Origin of the sequence: Qipengyuania sp. Mu-71 (assembly GCF_036867055.1) — a bacterium.
Lineage (GTDB): Bacteria > Pseudomonadota > Alphaproteobacteria > Sphingomonadales > Sphingomonadaceae > Qipengyuania > Qipengyuania profunda.
Genome location: NZ_JBAJHR010000002.1, coordinates 166,268 through 182,336 on the forward strand (window position 1 = coordinate 166,268; position 16,069 = coordinate 182,336).

At 66.8% G+C, this 16,069-nt stretch carries 16 protein-coding genes; 5 read left to right on the forward strand and 11 right to left on the reverse strand.

Going from position 1 to position 16,069, the window contains the following annotated elements; genetic code table 11:
• The first annotated feature begins 35 nt into the window (after window positions 1-35).
• The 4 genes from V6B15_RS12600 (at window position 36) to V6B15_RS12615 (ending at window position 3,974) form a co-directional block, all read left to right on the forward strand.
• A complete protein-coding gene (locus tag V6B15_RS12600) occupies window positions 36-1,415 on the forward strand; it encodes an amidohydrolase (RefSeq protein WP_334201482.1) in 1,380 nt (459 codons plus the stop codon).
• Complete coding sequence (locus V6B15_RS12605) at window positions 1,412-2,704, forward strand: amidohydrolase family protein (RefSeq protein WP_334201483.1); 1,293 nt, start codon at window positions 1,412-1,414, stop codon at window positions 2,702-2,704. Before V6B15_RS12600 ends, V6B15_RS12605 begins: the two co-directional genes overlap by 4 nt.
• Before the next feature lie 4 nt (window positions 2,705-2,708).
• Complete coding sequence (locus V6B15_RS12610; protein ID WP_334201484.1) at window positions 2,709-3,212, forward strand: FKBP-type peptidyl-prolyl cis-trans isomerase; 504 nt, start codon at window positions 2,709-2,711, stop codon at window positions 3,210-3,212.
• Window positions 3,213-3,290: 78 nt separating this feature from the next.
• A complete protein-coding gene (locus V6B15_RS12615) occupies window positions 3,291-3,974 on the forward strand; it encodes an NnrU family protein (RefSeq protein ID WP_334201485.1) in 684 nt (227 codons plus the stop codon).
• Between the two features lie 7 nt (window positions 3,975-3,981).
• On the opposite strand, the gene V6B15_RS12620 is transcribed toward V6B15_RS12615, so the two are convergent.
• The 9 genes from V6B15_RS12620 to rpe form a co-directional block, all read right to left on the reverse strand.
• Window positions 3,982-4,755 carry a hypothetical protein gene (locus tag V6B15_RS12620; protein WP_334201486.1) on the reverse strand — a complete coding sequence of 258 codons (774 nt, stop codon included), beginning with the start codon at window positions 4,753-4,755 and terminating at the stop codon, window positions 3,982-3,984.
• A gap of 73 nt (window positions 4,756-4,828) precedes the next feature.
• Window positions 4,829-5,626 (reverse strand): crotonase/enoyl-CoA hydratase family protein, encoded by a 798-nt coding sequence (locus V6B15_RS12625; RefSeq protein ID WP_334201487.1) that lies wholly within the window; start codon window positions 5,624-5,626, stop codon window positions 4,829-4,831.
• Window positions 5,627-5,775: 149 nt separating this feature from the next.
• Window positions 5,776-7,698 (reverse strand): 1-deoxy-D-xylulose-5-phosphate synthase, encoded by a 1,923-nt coding sequence (dxs, locus tag V6B15_RS12630; protein WP_334201488.1) that lies wholly within the window; start codon window positions 7,696-7,698, stop codon window positions 5,776-5,778.
• A gap of 79 nt (window positions 7,699-7,777) precedes the next feature.
• Entirely contained in the window at window positions 7,778-8,245 is a 468-nt protein-coding gene (locus V6B15_RS12635; protein WP_320181340.1) for a Fur family transcriptional regulator, read from the reverse strand.
• Window positions 8,246-8,282: 37 nt separating this feature from the next.
• Window positions 8,283-8,963, reverse strand: coding sequence for a peptide-methionine (S)-S-oxide reductase MsrA (gene msrA, locus V6B15_RS12640; protein WP_334201489.1), 681 nt, complete (start codon window positions 8,961-8,963; stop codon window positions 8,283-8,285).
• A complete protein-coding gene (locus V6B15_RS12645) occupies window positions 8,963-9,094 on the reverse strand; it encodes a hypothetical protein (RefSeq protein WP_301298842.1) in 132 nt (43 codons plus the stop codon). Before V6B15_RS12645 ends, msrA begins: the two co-directional genes overlap by 1 nt.
• Window positions 9,095-9,217: 123 nt before the next feature.
• Window positions 9,218-10,804 (reverse strand): bifunctional phosphoribosylaminoimidazolecarboxamide formyltransferase/IMP cyclohydrolase, encoded by a 1,587-nt coding sequence (gene purH, locus V6B15_RS12650; protein WP_334201490.1) that lies wholly within the window; start codon window positions 10,802-10,804, stop codon window positions 9,218-9,220.
• A 6-nt stretch (window positions 10,805-10,810) separates the two neighbouring features.
• The gene (locus tag V6B15_RS12655) at window positions 10,811-12,673 is read right to left on the reverse strand and encodes a heparinase II/III family protein (RefSeq protein WP_334201491.1); all 1,863 of its coding nucleotides are present in this window, start codon (window positions 12,671-12,673) and stop codon (window positions 10,811-10,813) included.
• Complete coding sequence (rpe, locus tag V6B15_RS12660) at window positions 12,670-13,332, reverse strand: ribulose-phosphate 3-epimerase (RefSeq protein WP_334201492.1); 663 nt, start codon at window positions 13,330-13,332, stop codon at window positions 12,670-12,672. Before rpe ends, V6B15_RS12655 begins: the two co-directional genes overlap by 4 nt.
• A 273-nt stretch (window positions 13,333-13,605) precedes the next feature.
• On the opposite strand from rpe, the gene V6B15_RS12665 reads away from it, so the two are divergent.
• Window positions 13,606-14,103 carry a DUF2141 domain-containing protein gene (locus tag V6B15_RS12665; RefSeq protein WP_334201493.1) on the forward strand — a complete coding sequence of 166 codons (498 nt, stop codon included), beginning with the start codon at window positions 13,606-13,608 and terminating at the stop codon, window positions 14,101-14,103.
• Here the strand turns inward: V6B15_RS12665 and V6B15_RS12670 are convergent.
• Together V6B15_RS12670 and V6B15_RS12675 are read right to left on the reverse strand one after the other, a co-directional pair.
• The gene (locus tag V6B15_RS12670) at window positions 14,094-14,990 is read right to left on the reverse strand and encodes a hypothetical protein (protein ID WP_334201494.1); all 897 of its coding nucleotides are present in this window, start codon (window positions 14,988-14,990) and stop codon (window positions 14,094-14,096) included. The two genes, V6B15_RS12665 and V6B15_RS12670, sit on opposite strands and share 10 nt — an antisense overlap.
• Complete coding sequence (locus tag V6B15_RS12675; protein ID WP_334201495.1) at window positions 14,987-16,024, reverse strand: diacylglycerol/lipid kinase family protein; 1,038 nt, start codon at window positions 16,022-16,024, stop codon at window positions 14,987-14,989. Before V6B15_RS12675 ends, V6B15_RS12670 begins: the two co-directional genes overlap by 4 nt.
• Between the last annotated feature and the right edge of the window lie 45 nt (window positions 16,025-16,069).

A 16,069-nucleotide genomic window follows, 5' to 3' on the forward strand; every position in this document is an offset into this window, starting at 1 on the left:
CAGCGATGCTCCGGCCCGACTGCATTGGGGGTTCCATGAAGAAATATACCTTGCTCGCCTGCGCGGCCGCATTTGCGGTTGCCGGATGTTCCACCACCGGGGGCGACGGCTTGGCCTCGGCCTCTACCAAGGATTGGACCGCGCCGGTTGGCAAGGATGGCAATGCCCCCTTCCCCTCGACCTACACCCCCTATCCCGGCCGTCCGACGGCGCTGATCGGCGCGACCGTGTACGACGGCCGCGGCGGCCGGATCGACAACGGCACCGTGCTGTTCCGCGACGGCAAGGTCGTTGCCGTCGGCGATGCCTCGCTGGCCACCGAGGGCTACGATCGGATCGATGGCAGCGGCAAGTTCGTCACCCCGGGGGTGATAGACATCCATTCGCACCTGGGCGACTATCCCACCCCCAGCGTGCAGGCGCATTCGGACGGCAATGAAGCAACCAGCCCGATGACGCCCGAAGTCTGGGCCGAACATTCGGTTTGGCCGCAGGACCCGGGCTTCACCCGCGCGCTGGCCAATGGCGGCGTCACCAGCCTGCAGATCCTGCCGGGTTCGGCGAACCTGACCGGCGGCCGCTCGGTGACGCTGAAGAACGTTTCCGCGCGGACCGTGCAGGGGATGAAGTTCCCCGGCGCGCCCTACGGCATGAAGATGGCCTGCGGCGAGAACCCCAAACGCGTCTACGGCGGCAAGGGCCGCGCGCCCTCCACCCGCATGGGCAATTTCGCGGTCAACCGGCAGATGTGGCTCGATGCGGAGGCCTATGACGGCAAGAAGCGCGATCTGGGCAAGGAAACGCTCAAGGGCGTGCTCGACGGCGAGATCCTCGTCCACAACCATTGCTACCGCGCCGACGAAATGGCGCTGGTGATGGATATGGCCAAGGAGATGGGCTACAAGGTCACCGCCTTCCACCACGCGGTCGAAGCCTACAAGATCGGCGACCTGCTGCGCGAAAACGACGTCTGCAGCGCGATCTGGGCGGACTGGTACGGCTTCAAGATGGAAGCCTATGACGGCATCCTCGAAAACGCGGCGCTGCTGCGCCAGGCGGATGCCTGCGTGGTGATCCACTCCGACGACGAGAACGGCATCCAGCGGCTCAACCAGGAAGCGGCCAAGGCGCAGGCCGCCGGGCTTCGGCTGGGGATCGACATTCCCGATGCCGAAGTGGTCGGCTGGTTCACCTACAACGCCGCCAAGGCCATGGGCATCGCCGAGATGACCGGCAGCCTCGAGGCCGGAAAGATGGCCGACGTCGTGCTGTGGAACGGCGATCCGCTGTCGGTCTATTCGCGGCCCGAAAAGGTCTGGGTCGACGGCGCGCTGATGTTCGACGCAATGGACCGCAAGCGCCGCCCGGTGAGCGATTTCGAGCTCGGCCAGCCCGGTGAAGGAGACGTGAAATGAAGGCTCTTGCAACGCTTCTCGCCTCCGCCGCCATCGCCGTTGCCGCGCCTGCCGCCGCGCAGAGCTTCGTCGTGACCAACGCCACTGTCGCCTCGGGCGATGGCAGCGAACCGATCGAGAGCGGTTATGTCGTGATCGAGAACGGCAAGGTCTCCGCGATCGGCAGCGGTACGCCCGCCAGCAACCTGCCCGCGATTGACGCGAACGGTGCCTGGGTTACCCCGGGCATCTTCGCGACTATTACCAGCCTCGGCCTGTGGGACGTCGGCGCGGTGAGCGAATCGAACGACACACGCGCCGGCGGGGCGCCGTTCAGCGCGGCGCTCGATGTGGCTCCGGTGATCAATCCTTCCTCGCAGCACATCCTCGTGCACCGCGCTTCGGGCATCACCCGCGCCGCCACGGTCACACTGCCCTCGAGCTCGATCTTCGGCGGGCAGGGCGCGGTGATCGATCTGGGGGCCGATCCCGACGCGGTTACGCGGCCGCGCGCCTTCCAGGTCGTGGCGCTCGGCGAATATGGCGGGCGGATCGCGGGCGGCAGCCGCGTCGCCACGCACACGCTGCTGCGCGCCGCGCTGCGCGAGGCGAGCGCCAACCGCGCGGCCACCAGCGCCGACATCCGCAGCGACGAGGTCCTGCTCACCCGGTTCGACGCGGCGGCACTGGCCCCGGTCGTCCGCGGTGAACAGCCGCTTTACGTCTATGTGGAGCGCGCTTCCGACATCCGCAGCACGCTTGCGCTTAAGAGTGAATTCCCGCGGCTCGACCTCGTGCTCGTTGGCGCCAGCGAAGGCTGGCTCGTCGCCCGCGAGATCGCTGCAGCCGGCGTGCCTGTCATCGCCGACGGACTCGACGATCTGCCTGCCAATTTCGAGGAGCTGGCGGCAACGCAGAGCAATATCGGGCGGATGGTGAAAGCCGGAGTCAAGGTCGCGCTCAACGCCGCCGCGATGGAGAACCCGCGCAACCTCAACCAGTACGCGGGCAATCTCGTGGCGCTCACCCGCGTGCCCGGGGCCGACGGTTTGAGCTGGGGCCAGGCCTTTGCGGCGATCACCTCGGTGCCCGCCAGCATCAGCGGCATGGGCGGCGAGGCCGGGGTGCTCGCCCCGGGTGCGATGGGCGACCTGGTGATCTGGGACGGCGATCCGCTCCAAGTGGGTTCGATGCCGGTCAAGGTGTTCATCGACGGCGTGGAGCAGCCGCTGGACAACCACCAGAGCCGTCTCAAGGAGCGCTATCGCGATCTTGACGAGAGCGATCTTCCCAAGGGCTACGACTGGTAGGCCGGTGAAGGAAACGCGTACCACCCTGCTGGCGCTGGGCGCGGCCGCCGCCGCAGTCGGCTTCCATGCGTTATCCGCACAGGATACGCCGCCCGACCGGTCGCAGGACATCGCCTGGATGAATGCGCAACAGGCCTATCTCGCCGGCCTGTCGCATGAGGACGGCTGGCGCGCGATGCCGGGCGGGCTCAAGTGGCGCTATGTCGACTATGCAGGCAGCAGCGACAAGCCGCGCGTGGAGGACACGGTGACCGTGCATTACGCGGGAACCTTCCTCGATGGCGAGACCTTCGACAGCAGTTTCGACCGCGGCGAACCGGCGACTTTCCCATTGGGCCGGCTGATCAAGGCGTGGCAGATGGCGATCCCCGAAATGGGCGTGGGCGACACGATCGAGATCGCCGCGCCCGCCGACCTCGCCTATGGGCCAGGCGGCAAGGGGCCGATCCCCGGCGGTGCGACGCTGCTGTTCACCGTCCAGCTGCTCGGGATCGAACCCGCCGCATAATCCAGCCACTGCGAATGCCGCTTGCTTCGCGTACCGCTTCTGCTATCCATGTTGACGCTGTAAACATGGGAGTCGATCATGGATCAGGCCTTGGTTTCGCTGCTCGCTGCTTCACTCGCCTTTGTCGGGATGCATTTTGCGCTGTCGCACCCGCTGCGCGGCCCGCTGGTCGGCGCGCTGGGCGAGAATGGCTTTCGCGCGCTCTATTCGCTGGTCGCGCTGGCGACATTCGTCTGGGCGGCGATGGCGTTTCGGGCGGTCGGACCGGGAGGGGTCCCCTTGTGGAACGGATCGGGTGACGTCCTATGGGCGATTGCCACCGTGATCATGCTGATTGCTTCGGTCCTGCTGGCGGGGTCGTTCCAGCGAAATCCCGCGCTGCCCGATCCGCGCGCGGCGGCGCATGCGGCGCAAGACCCCCACGGCGTCTTCCACGTCACGCGTCACCCGATGATGTGGTCGATCGCGCTGTGGGCCGCGACGCATGTCCTGCTCAGCCCGACCCCGCGCCAAATTATTCTCGCAGCCGCAATCGGCCTGCTGGCGCTGCTCGGTGCGCATTTGCAGGACCGCAAGAAGGAAAGCCAAATGGGCGACGCTTGGACCGGATGGGAAGAACGGACCAGCTATTGGCCGCGCTTCGGCGGGCTGGCGAGGGCGGGAGGGATTGCCTGGATCGGCGGGTTCATCATCTGGCTCGCCGCGACCTATGGCCACATCCACGCCAACGGTATTCCCGCCGGAATATGGCGCTGGCTCTGACCGGCGGCTATTCGTCGAGGCAGCGCCGCTCGTCCTGGCAGGCGCGCATGTCCTCCCGCGACTGGCGGTCGATGGCGACGAACCCATCCCACTCGCGTCCGTTCATCCGGCTGATTTCGGCAGTGACGTAGTCATATCGCTCCACCGCCTCATCCGAGGTACGCAGCCGCAAGGCGGCTTCGGCAGTGTCGAGATTGACCTGATAGGTGGCCTTTGCGCCATAGACGGGGGCGACATATTCACGGCGGAAAGCGGCCAGCGCATCGCCGCACTCACGCGCCGCCGCCGACGATATTTCAGGGCGCGAACGCTGGCGCAGCGGGTCGAGGCAGGTCGGATATGGCTGGCGGCCCGCGCAGGTGAAGGCAGGGGGCTCACCCAGTTGCTCGTCTGCCCAGATGGTCAGCGACTGCGGGACCGAAACGGTACACGCCTCAGCCAGCGGACCGGGATCGGGGGGCGTAGGTGTTCCCGTCGGCGTGGGGCGGGGCGTCGGCGTGGGTGTGCCGGTCGGCAGGAACGGTGAAGGCGACACCGTCGGTGATACGGTCGGGCTCGGTTCGGGCGGAAGCGGCGTATCGCGTCCGCTACCGAACTCCAGGGTCGCGAAGCCGACCACGCCGCCGACCAGCGGGAAGACGACCGAGCGCTTGAGCCATTTGCCCGTTTCCTCGTCGCGTGGGTGCCACCAGCCGACCAGCGCGGCGAACCCGAGCAGGACGACGCCGACGAACAGGCCGACGCAGGTCCAGACGATGACTTCGAGCACTCCTACGGGCATGCTATCCCCCTCGCGGGCAAAGTCTCTCCGATTTTACCGCAACAGGCAAGCATCGGGCGGGTGCTTCGCCGCGTCAGTCGCCCGTGAATTTGGCGGCGCGCTTCTCGATCAGCGCATCCACCCCTTCCATGTGGTCCTGGGTCAGATGCATCAGCGCCTGCGTGTTTGCCGCCATTTCGAGCGCGGTGTCATAGGTCACCGACCGCCCCTGCCGCATCAGGTTCTTGGCATGTCGCAGCGCATGCGGGGGCATGGCGGCAACCCTGGCCGCGAGCGCGTGCGCCTCGTCCATCAGCGCCTCGCCCTCGACCACGCGGCTCACGAGGCCCCAGTCGCGCGCGGTGGCCGCGTCGATAACGTCGCCGGTGTAGAAGAGTTCGGAAGCGCGCGCCTCGCCGATAATACGCGGCAGGATCCAGGTCCCGCCATCGCCGGGGATGATCCCGAGCTTGAGGAAAGTGACGCCGAATTTCGCGCGGTCGCTCGCGATACGCATATCGGCGAGGCAGGCAAGGTCGCAGCCAAGCCCGATCGCCGGCCCGTTGACCGCAGCGATCAGCGGTACGCGCAGACCGTAGAGCGCGCGCAGCACCTTGTGGATGTTGTTACGATAGCCGTCGGATATCTCGGGCGCAGTCCCGCCGAAGGTCCCGGTCCGCTCCTTCATCGCCTTGATATCGCCGCCCGCGCTGAACGCGCGCCCCGCGCCCGTCAGGATGACGCAGCGCACATCCATATCGGCATTGATCGCATCGCAGGCAGCGGCGAAGGCATCCCCATCGCCCTTGGCCCCAAGCGGGTTCATCGTGTCGGGACGGTTGAGGGTCAGTGTCGTGACGTGATTTGACGTGTCGGTAGTCAGCAGGGTCATGCGGCCTCTCTTTCACCGACCGTCCTGCCACTCCCGGCGGCGCTGCGAAAGAGTTAGCACCCAGCTTGCATCGTATGATGTCCGCGATTTTTTCGCTTCCCGGCAGGGGAAGGATCAGGCTGGGAGAAGAGGCCGCCCCAAACCGCCGGTCAGGCGCGCGCTTCTTCCACTCCGGTGCTGTTGTGGCGCAATGCTGCGAGCACGGTGTCGACGATCTGCGGGGCATTCAGCCCAGCCTCGTCATACTGCTTCATCGGATCGTTCTGGTCCTGGAAAGTATCGGGCAGGCGCATGGTGCGCACCTTGAGCCCGGCATCGGTCAGGCCCGTGTCGCTGGCGAAGGTCAGGACATGCGCGCCAAGGCCGCCCACGGCGCCTTCCTCGACCGTGACCACCACTTCGTGGCTGCGCATCAGCTTCTCGATCAAGCCCGTGTCGAGCGGTTTGGCGAACCGCATGTCGGCGACGGTCGTCGACAGGCCCTTGGCCTCGAGCTGGTCGGCGGCTTTCTTGGCCTCCTCCAGCCGTGCGCCGAGCGACAGGATCGCGACCTTGGTGCCGTCGCGCACGATCCGGCCCTTGCCGATGGCAAGCTTTTCCAGTTTCTCGGGAATCTCCACGCCCGTCCCCGCACCGCGCGGGTAGCGGAAGGCGATCGGCCCGTCGTCATACTCGGCTGCAGTATAGGTCATCGCGGCCAGTTCGGCCTCGTCGGCGGCGGCCATGACGACGAAATTGGGCAGCGTCGCGAGATAGGTGATGTCGAAGCTGCCGGCATGCGTGCAACCATCCGCGCCGACCAGACCGGCGCGGTCGATCGCGAAACGCACGGGCAGGTTCTGGATCGCCACATCGTGCACCACCTGATCGTAGGCGCGCTGGAGGAAAGTCGAATAGATCGCGGCAAAGGGGCGCATGCCCTCGGCAGCGAGGCCTGCGGCAAAGGTCACCCCGTGCTGTTCGGCGATGCCGACGTCGAAGGCCCTGCCAGGATGCGCCTGCGCGAATTTGTCGACGCCGGTGCCGCTGGGCATGGCGGCGGTGATGGCACAGATGCGCGGGTCGCTATCAGCGAGCTTTGCCAGCGTTTCGCCAAAGACGTTCTGATAGGCGGGTGGGCCGCCCTTGGATTTCTTCTGTTCGCCAGTGACGACGTCGAACTTGGCGACCCCGTGATACTTGTCGGCGCTGTTTTCGGCCGGGGCATAGCCCTTGCCCTTCTGCGTCACGACATGGATCAGCACCGGGCCCTGTTCGCTGTCGCGGACATTTTCGAGCACCGGGATGAGGTGGTCGAGATTGTGCCCGTCGATCGGGCCGACATAATAGAAGCCGAGTTCCTCGAACAGCGTGCCGCCGGTCGCCATGCCGCGCGCGTATTCCTCGGCCTTTTCCAGCCCGCCCCAGACGCGGCGGCCGAGCTTCTTGGCGAGTTTCGACGCCATCGAACGCAGGCCGAGATATTCGCTGCTCGACACCATCCGCGCGAGATAGGCGGACAGGCCGCCCACCGGCGGCGCGATCGACATGTCGTTGTCATTGAGGATGACGACCAGCCGGTTGCCCGCCTGTTCGGCATTGTTCATCGCTTCATAAGCCATGCCCGCGCTCATCGCGCCATCGCCGATCACCGCGATCCCGCGCCCGGCCCGGTCCTGCATCTTGTTGGCCATGGCGAAGCCCAGCGCCGCGCTGATCGAGGTCGAGCTATGCGCCGCGCCAAACGGATCGTATTCGCTTTCGCTGCGCTTGGTGAACCCGCTCAGCCCGCCGCCCTGGCGCAGCGTGCGGATGCGATCGCGGCGCCCGGTGAGGATCTTGTGCGGATAGCATTGGTGGCCGACATCCCACACCAGCTTGTCCTGCGGCGTGTCGAACACGTAATGGATCGCGGTGGTCAGCTCGACCACGCCCAGTCCCGATCCCAGATGGCCCCCGGTGGTACCGACGGCGTCGATCATCTCGGCGCGCAATTCGTCGGACAGCTGGCGGAGCTGGTCCTTGCCCAGCTTGCGCAGATCGTCGGGTGTATTGACCGTATCGAGGAGGGGGGTCTTGGGGCGACTTGTCATGCGGACAAGCTCTACACTCGCGAAACGCAACTGTCGATGAACGCTTTATCGCCGCAAATGAACGGTTTGGCGGCGCGCCTCAGCGGGCGCAATCGTCGCATAGCCCGCGCAGTTCGACCACCGGGCGGACATCGGTGAAGCCCGCGTCCTGCCCCGCTACGCGCAGCGCGCCGGTGACACGGTCGTCGTCGATATGCGTGGCCTTGCCGCAATCGTCGCAGATCAGGAAGATACAGTCGTGGCGGCACCCCGGATGGGTGTTGACCAGATAGGCATTGGCGCTCTCGATCCGGTTGGCGAGATTGGTCCGCACGAACAGGTCGAGGATCCGGTAGACGCTGTTGGGCGCCACCCGCTTGCCGCGGCTTTGCGAGAGATTGTCGGCAATGTCATAGGCGCTGGCCGGCTTGTCGTGGCGGGCAAGTTCCTCGAACACCGACTGACGCATGCCGGTCCATTGCTCGCCATTGTCGGTCAACGTGTGACGGGCCGCCTCGATGAGGTCGTCGCCTTCGTGTTCGGTGTGTGCATGCGCATGTCTGGCCATGCGCGAAGAGGTAGGCGCGCCAAGCGCCTATCGCAAGTTAGTCGCGCCGGAAGCTCGCCGAGTAGACACCCGGATACATCGCCTTGAGCGCCTTCACCTTGGGCACATCCCAGCGCACGATATAGCTGTGGCGCGGGTTCTTGAGCATGAAGTCCTGGTGGTAGCTTTCGGCCGGATAGAAGGCCTGCGCGCGTTCGATCTGCGTGACGATCGGGCGGTTCCACAGCTTTGCGGCGGTCAGTTGCGCGATATAGGCCTTGGCGACGGTGTTCTGCTCGGCTGACATGGGGACGATGGCCCCGCGGTAGTGTGCGCCGCGGTCCGGGCCCTGCCGGTTCTGCTGGGTCGGATCGGCGACCACCGAGAAATAGATCCGCAGAAGCTGGTCATAGCGGATGACCTTGGGATCATAGGTGACCTTCACGGCCTCGGCGTGATCGGTGATGCCGCTGGAGACGAGCTTGTAGCTGGCCTGCCGCTCGGTCCCGCCATGATAGCCGGAAACCGCGCTGGTCACGCCCTTCACATGGCTGAAAACGCCCTCGACACCCCAGAAGCAGCCGCCTGCGAAGATCGCGGTCTTGAGCCCCGGTCCTTCCTTGGCAACGCGCTGTGCTTTGGGCGCCGCGACCGCCTGTTCCGCCGCCAGTGCCGGTTGCTGACAGGCAGAAGCCCCCAGCGCCAGCGTGGCGGCAGCAAGGGCGGCGCGCAGGTTCATTACAGGATCGAAGCGACCAACTGCGGCACGGCGGCGAGCCATTCGCTGCCATTGGTCAGTAGAACAGCAACGGCGCCGACACCGAAACCGATGCCGAAATTGCGATAGAGGTCGGGAGTGAACAGGCTCATAGGGGCTTCTTTCGTATGTCTCGCCCAGATGGTTACACCCGCACCTCTTGCAACCGGCTTAATACGCCCGTCGTCGGATGTTCAGCTTCGCTCGTCGAACGCTGACCAAGAAGCCGCCCGGACTCAGTGCCGGAAGTGGCGCATCCCGGTGAAGACCATGGCGAGGCCCCGTTCGTCGGCGGCGGCGATCACCTCGTCATCGCGGATCGATCCGCCCGGCTGGATGATCGCGCTCGCGCCCGCTTCGGCGGCGGCCAGCAGGCCATCGGCAAAGGGGAAGAAGGCGTCGGAAGCGACCGCGCTACCGACAGTGCGACTCTGCTCCCAGCCGTAGCTCTCCGCCGCCTCGGCTGCCTTCATCGCGGCAATGCGTGAGGAATCGCGGCGGTTCATCTGGCCCGCCCCGATGCCTGCAGTCGCGCCGTCCTTGGCATAGACGATGGCGTTCGATTTGACGTGCCGCGCGACGGTCCAGGCGAACAGGCAATCCCGCAATTCCTGTTCGGTGGGCTCGCGCTGGGTGACCACCTTGAGATCGGCTTCGGTGATCGCGCCATTGTCGCGCGTCTGGACCAGCAGGCCGCCGGTGATCGGCTTGACTGCCAGCCCGCCGCGGCGGGGATCGGGGAGGTCGCCGGTAACCAGCAGGCGCAGGTTCTTCTTCTTGGCAAACGCCTCTCGCGCCGCATCGCTGACCGCAGGGGCAATCACGACTTCGGTGAAGATTTCGCAGATCGCCGCTGCGGTTGCGCCATCGAGTTCGGTGTTCACCGCGACGATGCCGCCAAAGGCCGACACGCTGTCGCAGGCGAGCGCGTCGTTCCACGCCTCGAGCAATGTCGCGGCCTGCGCGACGCCGCAGGGGTTCGCATGCTTGACGATAACCACCGCAGGTTCGCCGCCGGCGAATTCGGCGCACAGTTCCAGCGCGGCATCGGCATCGTTGTAGTTGTTGTAGCTCAGCGCCTTGCCCTGCAGCTGCTCGGCCTGGGCGATGCCCCGGGCATGCGGACCGACCGGCGTGTAGAGCGCCGCCTGCTGGTGCGGGTTCTCGCCATAGCGCAGCTCGACGGGAGCCTTGCCGTTGATTGCGAGAAAGTCGGGGAAGAGCTGCCGCTGGTCCGCGAAAGCGAACCACTGGCTGATCATCGAATCATAGGCAGCGGTGGCCGCGAAGGCCTTGGCCGCGCATTGGCGGCGGAAGTCGAGCGAGGTCGCGCCCGATGCTTCGAGTTCGCCCAATAGCGCAGGGTAATCCGCCGGGTCGGTGACAATGGTGACGAACTGGTGGTTCTTGGCTGCGCTGCGGACCATGCTCGGCCCGCCGATATCAATATTCTCGATGATCTCGTCGCGCTCGGCACCCTTTGCCACGGTCGCCTCGAAGGGATAGAGATTGACGACCACGAGGTCGATCGCGCCGATCGCATGGGCTTCCATCGCCGCCGCGTGTTCGGGATTGTTGCGCACGGCGAGCAGGCCGCCATGGACCATCGGGTGGAGCGTCTTGACCCGCCCGTCCATCATTTCGGGAAAGCCGGTGAGATCGGACACGTCGCGCACGTCGAGCCCCGCCTCGCGCAGCGCCTTGGCGGTGCCGCCGGTCGAAACCAGCTCCACGCCGCGTCCGGCCAGCGCCGTGCCCAGTTCCACCAAGCCGCTCTTGTCGGACACCGAAAGCAGTGCCCGTTTGATCGCCACGTCAGCCACGTAAAATCACCCCATGCGTTTGAGCAGCCAGGGGAAGCGTCCCCCGCTGCGCGATGTCAGTCCTTCGACGACCAGCTGCTTCGTCGCGCGCGGGCGGCCCTGCCCGTCGACCCAGAGGCTGTCCTCGATCGCGATATGCGCTTCGCCGCTATCGCCTCCGAGGCGGAATTGCCAGTAGCTACCATCGGGCAGCGCAAGCCCCGCACCGCGCCGGTCGTCCGCCAGCCCGGCTTCGATGCCGTGGCCGAGATGGAAACGGATCGCGAAGCTGATCTTGCCGCGCTTGCCCTGCCGCCCCGAGGGTTCGAGCACGTCTTCACCCGACAGCCCGCTACCGTCCGCCCCGAGCAACAGGGTGCGCCGGTGGATCAGGCCATAGCGCGCCGCATAACCATTGTGCGAAGCCTCCAGCCGCGCGGCATCGCGTCCCTTCTGCTTGACCGCGGTCCGCGCGATATCGACTTCCTCGACGCCCTTGCCGATCTGCCCCTTGATCAGGACAGCGGTCGAATTGGCGTCGTCGAGCACCAGCGTGGAATGCGCCGCGCTGCCGCGCAGTCCCTGCTCGATCCGCACGGGCACCAGCCCGCCCGCCAGTTCGGCACCGCCGCAATTGACGATGATGCGCTGGTCGCCATGCGACAGCTCGAAGGCCAGCGTGGAGGCACAGCCATAGCGCGCGTGGCGGGCGCGTGGCGGCGGCGCGGCGTCGAGCACCAGCGTGGCCTTGCCCGCATCGACGCGCTGGTAGCCCCAGTGGCGGCTTTCCTTGCCCGGCCGCGCGCGAATCCCGCTCGCCGTTATCAATGCATCGACGCGCGCAGCGGAAGTCGCACCCGCCCCCTGCCAGCTGCCCAGACCCCGGTCGCCCATCCGCAGCGTCAGGAGTGGCGGTACAAGCAGACCGAGCATCGTCTCAAGCGCAGGCGGCGGTTCGCGGTTCACCGCGGCGTAGCAGGCGCGCAGATCGACCAGCAGCGCGATCGCCTCGCCCTGCGCCAGCGGACTGCGGGAGAGCACGCCGCCATCTTCGGCGACCAATTCGCCCAGGGCGCGCAGCAGCCCCGCCTCGCCGAACAGGCGGCGCGGGCGACCATCGGGCAGCAGCAGTCCGGCCGCAACCAGCGCGCACCAGCCGGCCACCTGGCCAAGGCGGTCCTCGGCCCCCGCGACCTGCCGGTCGAGAAAGCGCGCCGTCGCTTCCATCGCCCCGAGCGCGCGGGCGCGCAGCCGTGCATCGCCGCCGAGCAGCAAGGGCGCATGAACCAGCCATGCAAGCAGCCGCAGCCCGGCATGTTCGACCGTCCAGGCGGGGCCCTTGGCGGGGACAGGATTGGCCTTGAGCCAGCGTGCGAGCAGTTTCTCGCCGATCGCGGCGCATTCCTCGCGCGGGGCGCAGGCGTCCAGATCGCGCAACCAGCCAAACCCCTGCACCGCGCGCTGCACGGGCGGGGTCAGCGGCGCATTGCTGGCGAAATCGAGCTTGTCGACCGGCACCTTGAGCCCGTGGACGAGGAACTGGCCGGCGCGCAAAGCCATGCCCGCGGCGCGTTCGCCCTGCAGCGGGCTGACCACGGTGGCGAGCAAGCGCGGCGCGGCAGGCTTGCGCAGCGGCGCCGCAAGCACCGAATTGGGCACGCCGAGCCGATAGGCCCAGCGCACGAGGCTATCGACGGGGCCCGCGCGCGGCGGCTGGAAATCGGTGAGGACCAGCGCACGCGCCGGTTCGAGCGGCACCGCGTCGGGCCTGCCGGGCGGGCTGCGGTCGACCAGCGGTTCGGCCATGCCGGTGAGGGGCAGCGCGGGTGCTGCACTGTCGTCGGAGGCGCCGCGATCCTCGCGCAGAAGGGTGCGCGCGCCGTGGTTCACGCCTGCCCCTTCAGCGCTGCGATATTGGCCGCATACTTCCCGGGCCCGCCCTTGAAGGTGGCCGAGCCCGCGACCAGCACATCGGCGCCCGCATCGACGCACAGCCGCGCGGTCTCGGCATTGACGCCGCCATCGACCTCGAGGTGGATCGGCTTGCCCAGCTTCTCGATCCGCTCACGGATCGCCTCGACCTTGCGCAGCTGCGAATGGATAAAGCTCTGCCCGCCGAAACCGGGATTGACGCTCATCACCAGCACCAGATCGACGTCCTCGAGGATATAGTCGAGCGCTTCGAGGCTGGTGCCCGGGTTGAGCACCACGCCCGCCTTCTTGCCCAGCGCGGTGATCGCTTGCAGCGTGCGGTGGATATGCGGCCCCGCCTCGGGATGGACAGTGATGATGTCCGCCCCGGCTTCGGCGAAGGCTTCGAGATAGGGATCGATCGGCTCGATCATCAGATGGACGTCGAACGGCTTGTCGGTATGCGGCCGCAGCGCCTTCACCACCGCCGGGCCAATGGTGATATTGGGCACGTAGTGCCCGTCCATCACATCGACATGGATCCAGTCGGCTCCGGCGGCATCGATGGCACGCACTTCCTCACCCAGCGCAGCGAAGTCGGCAGACAGGATCGAAGGCGAGATAAGCGGAATGGTCATGCGGGCTGGGGGCCTTGGTCGCGGGTGAGCCTTGGCCAGCCCTACGCGCGCGAAACGAGGGTTAACAAGCGAGCGGGAGGGCCTTTTCCACATGGGCCGTGCATTTGCGCGCGCCTGGATGGGCCCGGATTCGCTTACGGACATCCCGCAGGTGCGAAATTCAGCCGTAATTCAGCGCGGTCTGGTAAACACCAGGCCATAACGAGGGGCGACAGGCCCTTCACACCCGGCGCCGAGGCGCCGCATCGACCCAGTTGAAGACGGATTACCTTTATGAAACGGACGACTTTCGCCACCGCCGGTATCGCGGCGCTTGCCTTTGCGACACTCGCCGCCCCCGCCCCGGCCGAGGCGCAATACCGCCAGAAGATCACCAATGACGCCGCCAAATGCGCCGCCGGCGCCGGCCCCGCCGTGCGCGTGACCATTACCGATATCAAGGAAAGCAAGGGCACCATCCGCGTCCAGAGCTATCGCGGGACGAAGGAAGACTGGCTCGAGAAGGGCAAGTGGATCTACCGCATGGAAGCCCCCGCGAAGGCGGGCTCGATGTCGTTCTGCATGCCGCTGCCGCGCCCCGGAACCTATGCGATCGCGGTGCGCCACGACATCAATGGCAATGGCAGCACCGACATCTTCGCCGATGGCGGGGCAATGTCGAACAATCCCAGCATCAACATCTTCAACCTCGGCAAGCCGAGCTACAAGAAGACCGCGTTCGAGGTTGGCCCTGGCGTCGAAAGCATCTCGATCCGGATGCGCTACCGCTGAGCGCGGCGTTTGCGCCATAGCTCGAGCAGCGCGCCGGGGGCCGCGAGCAGCGGATGCCTAGCCCGGAAAGGCGTCACCTCCAGCGCTATGCCGGTGTGGCGGTGGAGCTTCCACGCCGCATAATCCGCCGCCCCGTCGAAAGTGGTGGTCGCCTTGGCCAGCCGCAGCAAATTGAGCGGTTTGCCCAGGCGTGCGCGGCGGCGCCACCACGCGAGGATGCGGCGGCGGCGATCATCGGACAGATTCGGCCGCAAGGTCGCACCGTCGCGCGAAAAGGCGATCTCCGCCGCCTCCCACGCCAGCGGCAACAGCCCATCGAAATGCGCCGCATTGACCTCGAGGATGGAGTTTTCCCGCCCGGGTTTCTCGACGCGGAACTCGGCCTGGTAGGTCGCGCGGAACAGCGCGCGCCAATAGGCCTCCGCCGCCCCTTCTTCGGGTCCGACAGCAGCCGCCAGGCGGCCTGCAGTGGTCGCCGCCCCACCGAGCGCCGCCAACACTCGCCCCCGCGCACCGTCGTCTGCCGCCCAGACCAGTGCCGAAGGCTGGACGAAGCGCGCCCAGATCGTCGTATCGCGCGATTCCCCGCGCGCGGCGCTGTCGAACTGCGCCAGCGACATCGTCGCGATCTTGGCGCGCAATCGCTCGCCAGCATGGTCCCATTCGCGGTAGCTGACGCGCGGCCAGATTTTCTCGCGCTGGGGGCCGGGCAGCAGGACATAGAAATCGAGCACGCCCTCGAGCGAGCCGGTCCGCAGGTTCGAGCCGTAAAACAGCACTGCAAGGGCCCCGGCGTCTTCGCCTAAGCGGCGCGCGAAGGCAGCCACCTCGTCCCGCACCGGGCGGTCGAGTGCGCTTGCGATGCGCTGCGCGAGCGCGCCGCTCACGCGCTGATGAAGGTGAGTTCCGGCCCCTGTGCGACGCGATAGCGCCCCGGGGGGAAGGCCTCGCCGTCGAGAATCACCGGTTCGGCCACGTCGATCGCCAGCGCATCGGCCTCCAGCTGGTGGAGACCGGCCTTGGCCAGCCAGCGCGGTCTCCAGCCCATCAGGATGACGGGCAGCGCGGCCAGAAGGCCCCGCAGCGGATGGTCGAGCAGAGCGAACTTGAGGCCCGCTCGCGGCATGCCGAACAGCTCGATACCCATCGGCATGCGTTCGAGCGTCGAGGCGAGCAGCACGCTACGCCGTGCAGGATCGCCATGCGCCGAGCGCGGAACGGGCTTGCCCGAAGGGAGGTAGGTGAGCTGCATCGGCGTGCCGCGGCGCCATTTGTTGCGATTGCTACCGAACAGACCCTGGATCACGCCCCAGGCGCTGGTCGCGCCCACAGCGAGGCTGTTGAAGAAGCCCAGCGAATGCGCATCCTGTCCCGCCTCGATACCAAGCGTGAAAGCGCCTGCGCCAAAAATGAAGCCGAGCATGGCCGGATCGTCGTGATCATCGCGGCTGACCGCAAGCGGGCGGCGGATGATCTGCCGGCCCGAGGCATAAGCCGCAAGTGCGCCTTCGAGCGACCAATCGGCCGGCGCGCCAAGGTCGACGTTGAGCGCATTTGTCTTGCCCTTGGGCAGCACCGCGATCGCGGGCCAGCGATCGGCAAATACGGTCTGGCCCATCGTGAGCACATCGCGCACGGTGCCGTCACCGCCATTGATAACAAGAAAATCGATACCGTCGCGCGCAAACCCGGCAAGGGCATGGGCGATCTCATCCCGCGTGCGCGGCTGTGCGACCATGATGCTGTCCGCACCGCTGCAGGCAAGATCCTGCCCGTGGTTGCGATGGCTGCGCGGATTATAGATGATCCCGACCCGCGGCTCCGGCGTACGGCGGGCGCGGTAAATCGAACGGCGCTTGGGGGCCGACGCCAAGCCGTGCCGCTGGGGCAGGCTGTCGAAGTTGTAGATTACCCGGTCCATCAACCTTGTGCCTTAATCGCCCCCTGCGGCGCCTACCTAGGGCAT

Coding starts and splice junctions, on each gene's coding strand:
- V6B15_RS12600 (WP_334201482.1), top strand. CDS start 36: ATGAAGAAATATACCTTGCTCGCCTGCGCGGCCGCATTTGCGGTTGCC.
- V6B15_RS12605 (WP_334201483.1), top strand. CDS start 1,412: ATGAAGGCTCTTGCAACGCTTCTCGCCTCCGCCGCCATCGCCGTTGCC.
- V6B15_RS12615 (WP_334201485.1), top strand. CDS start 3,291: ATGGATCAGGCCTTGGTTTCGCTGCTCGCTGCTTCACTCGCCTTTGTC.
- V6B15_RS12620 (WP_334201486.1), bottom strand. CDS start 4,755: ATGCCCGTAGGAGTGCTCGAAGTCATCGTCTGGACCTGCGTCGGCCTG.
- V6B15_RS12625 (WP_334201487.1), bottom strand. CDS start 5,626: ATGACCCTGCTGACTACCGACACGTCAAATCACGTCACGACACTGACC.
- dxs (WP_334201488.1), bottom strand. CDS start 7,698: ATGACAAGTCGCCCCAAGACCCCCCTCCTCGATACGGTCAATACACCC.
- V6B15_RS12635 (WP_320181340.1), bottom strand. CDS start 8,245: ATGGCCAGACATGCGCATGCACACACCGAACACGAAGGCGACGACCTC.
- msrA (WP_334201489.1), bottom strand. CDS start 8,963: ATGAACCTGCGCGCCGCCCTTGCTGCCGCCACGCTGGCGCTGGGGGCT.
- V6B15_RS12645 (WP_301298842.1), bottom strand. CDS start 9,094: ATGAGCCTGTTCACTCCCGACCTCTATCGCAATTTCGGCATCGGTTTC.
- rpe (WP_334201492.1), bottom strand. CDS start 13,332: ATGACCATTCCGCTTATCTCGCCTTCGATCCTGTCTGCCGACTTCGCT.
- V6B15_RS12665 (WP_334201493.1), top strand. CDS start 13,606: ATGAAACGGACGACTTTCGCCACCGCCGGTATCGCGGCGCTTGCCTTT.
- V6B15_RS12675 (WP_334201495.1), bottom strand. CDS start 16,024: ATGGACCGGGTAATCTACAACTTCGACAGCCTGCCCCAGCGGCACGGC.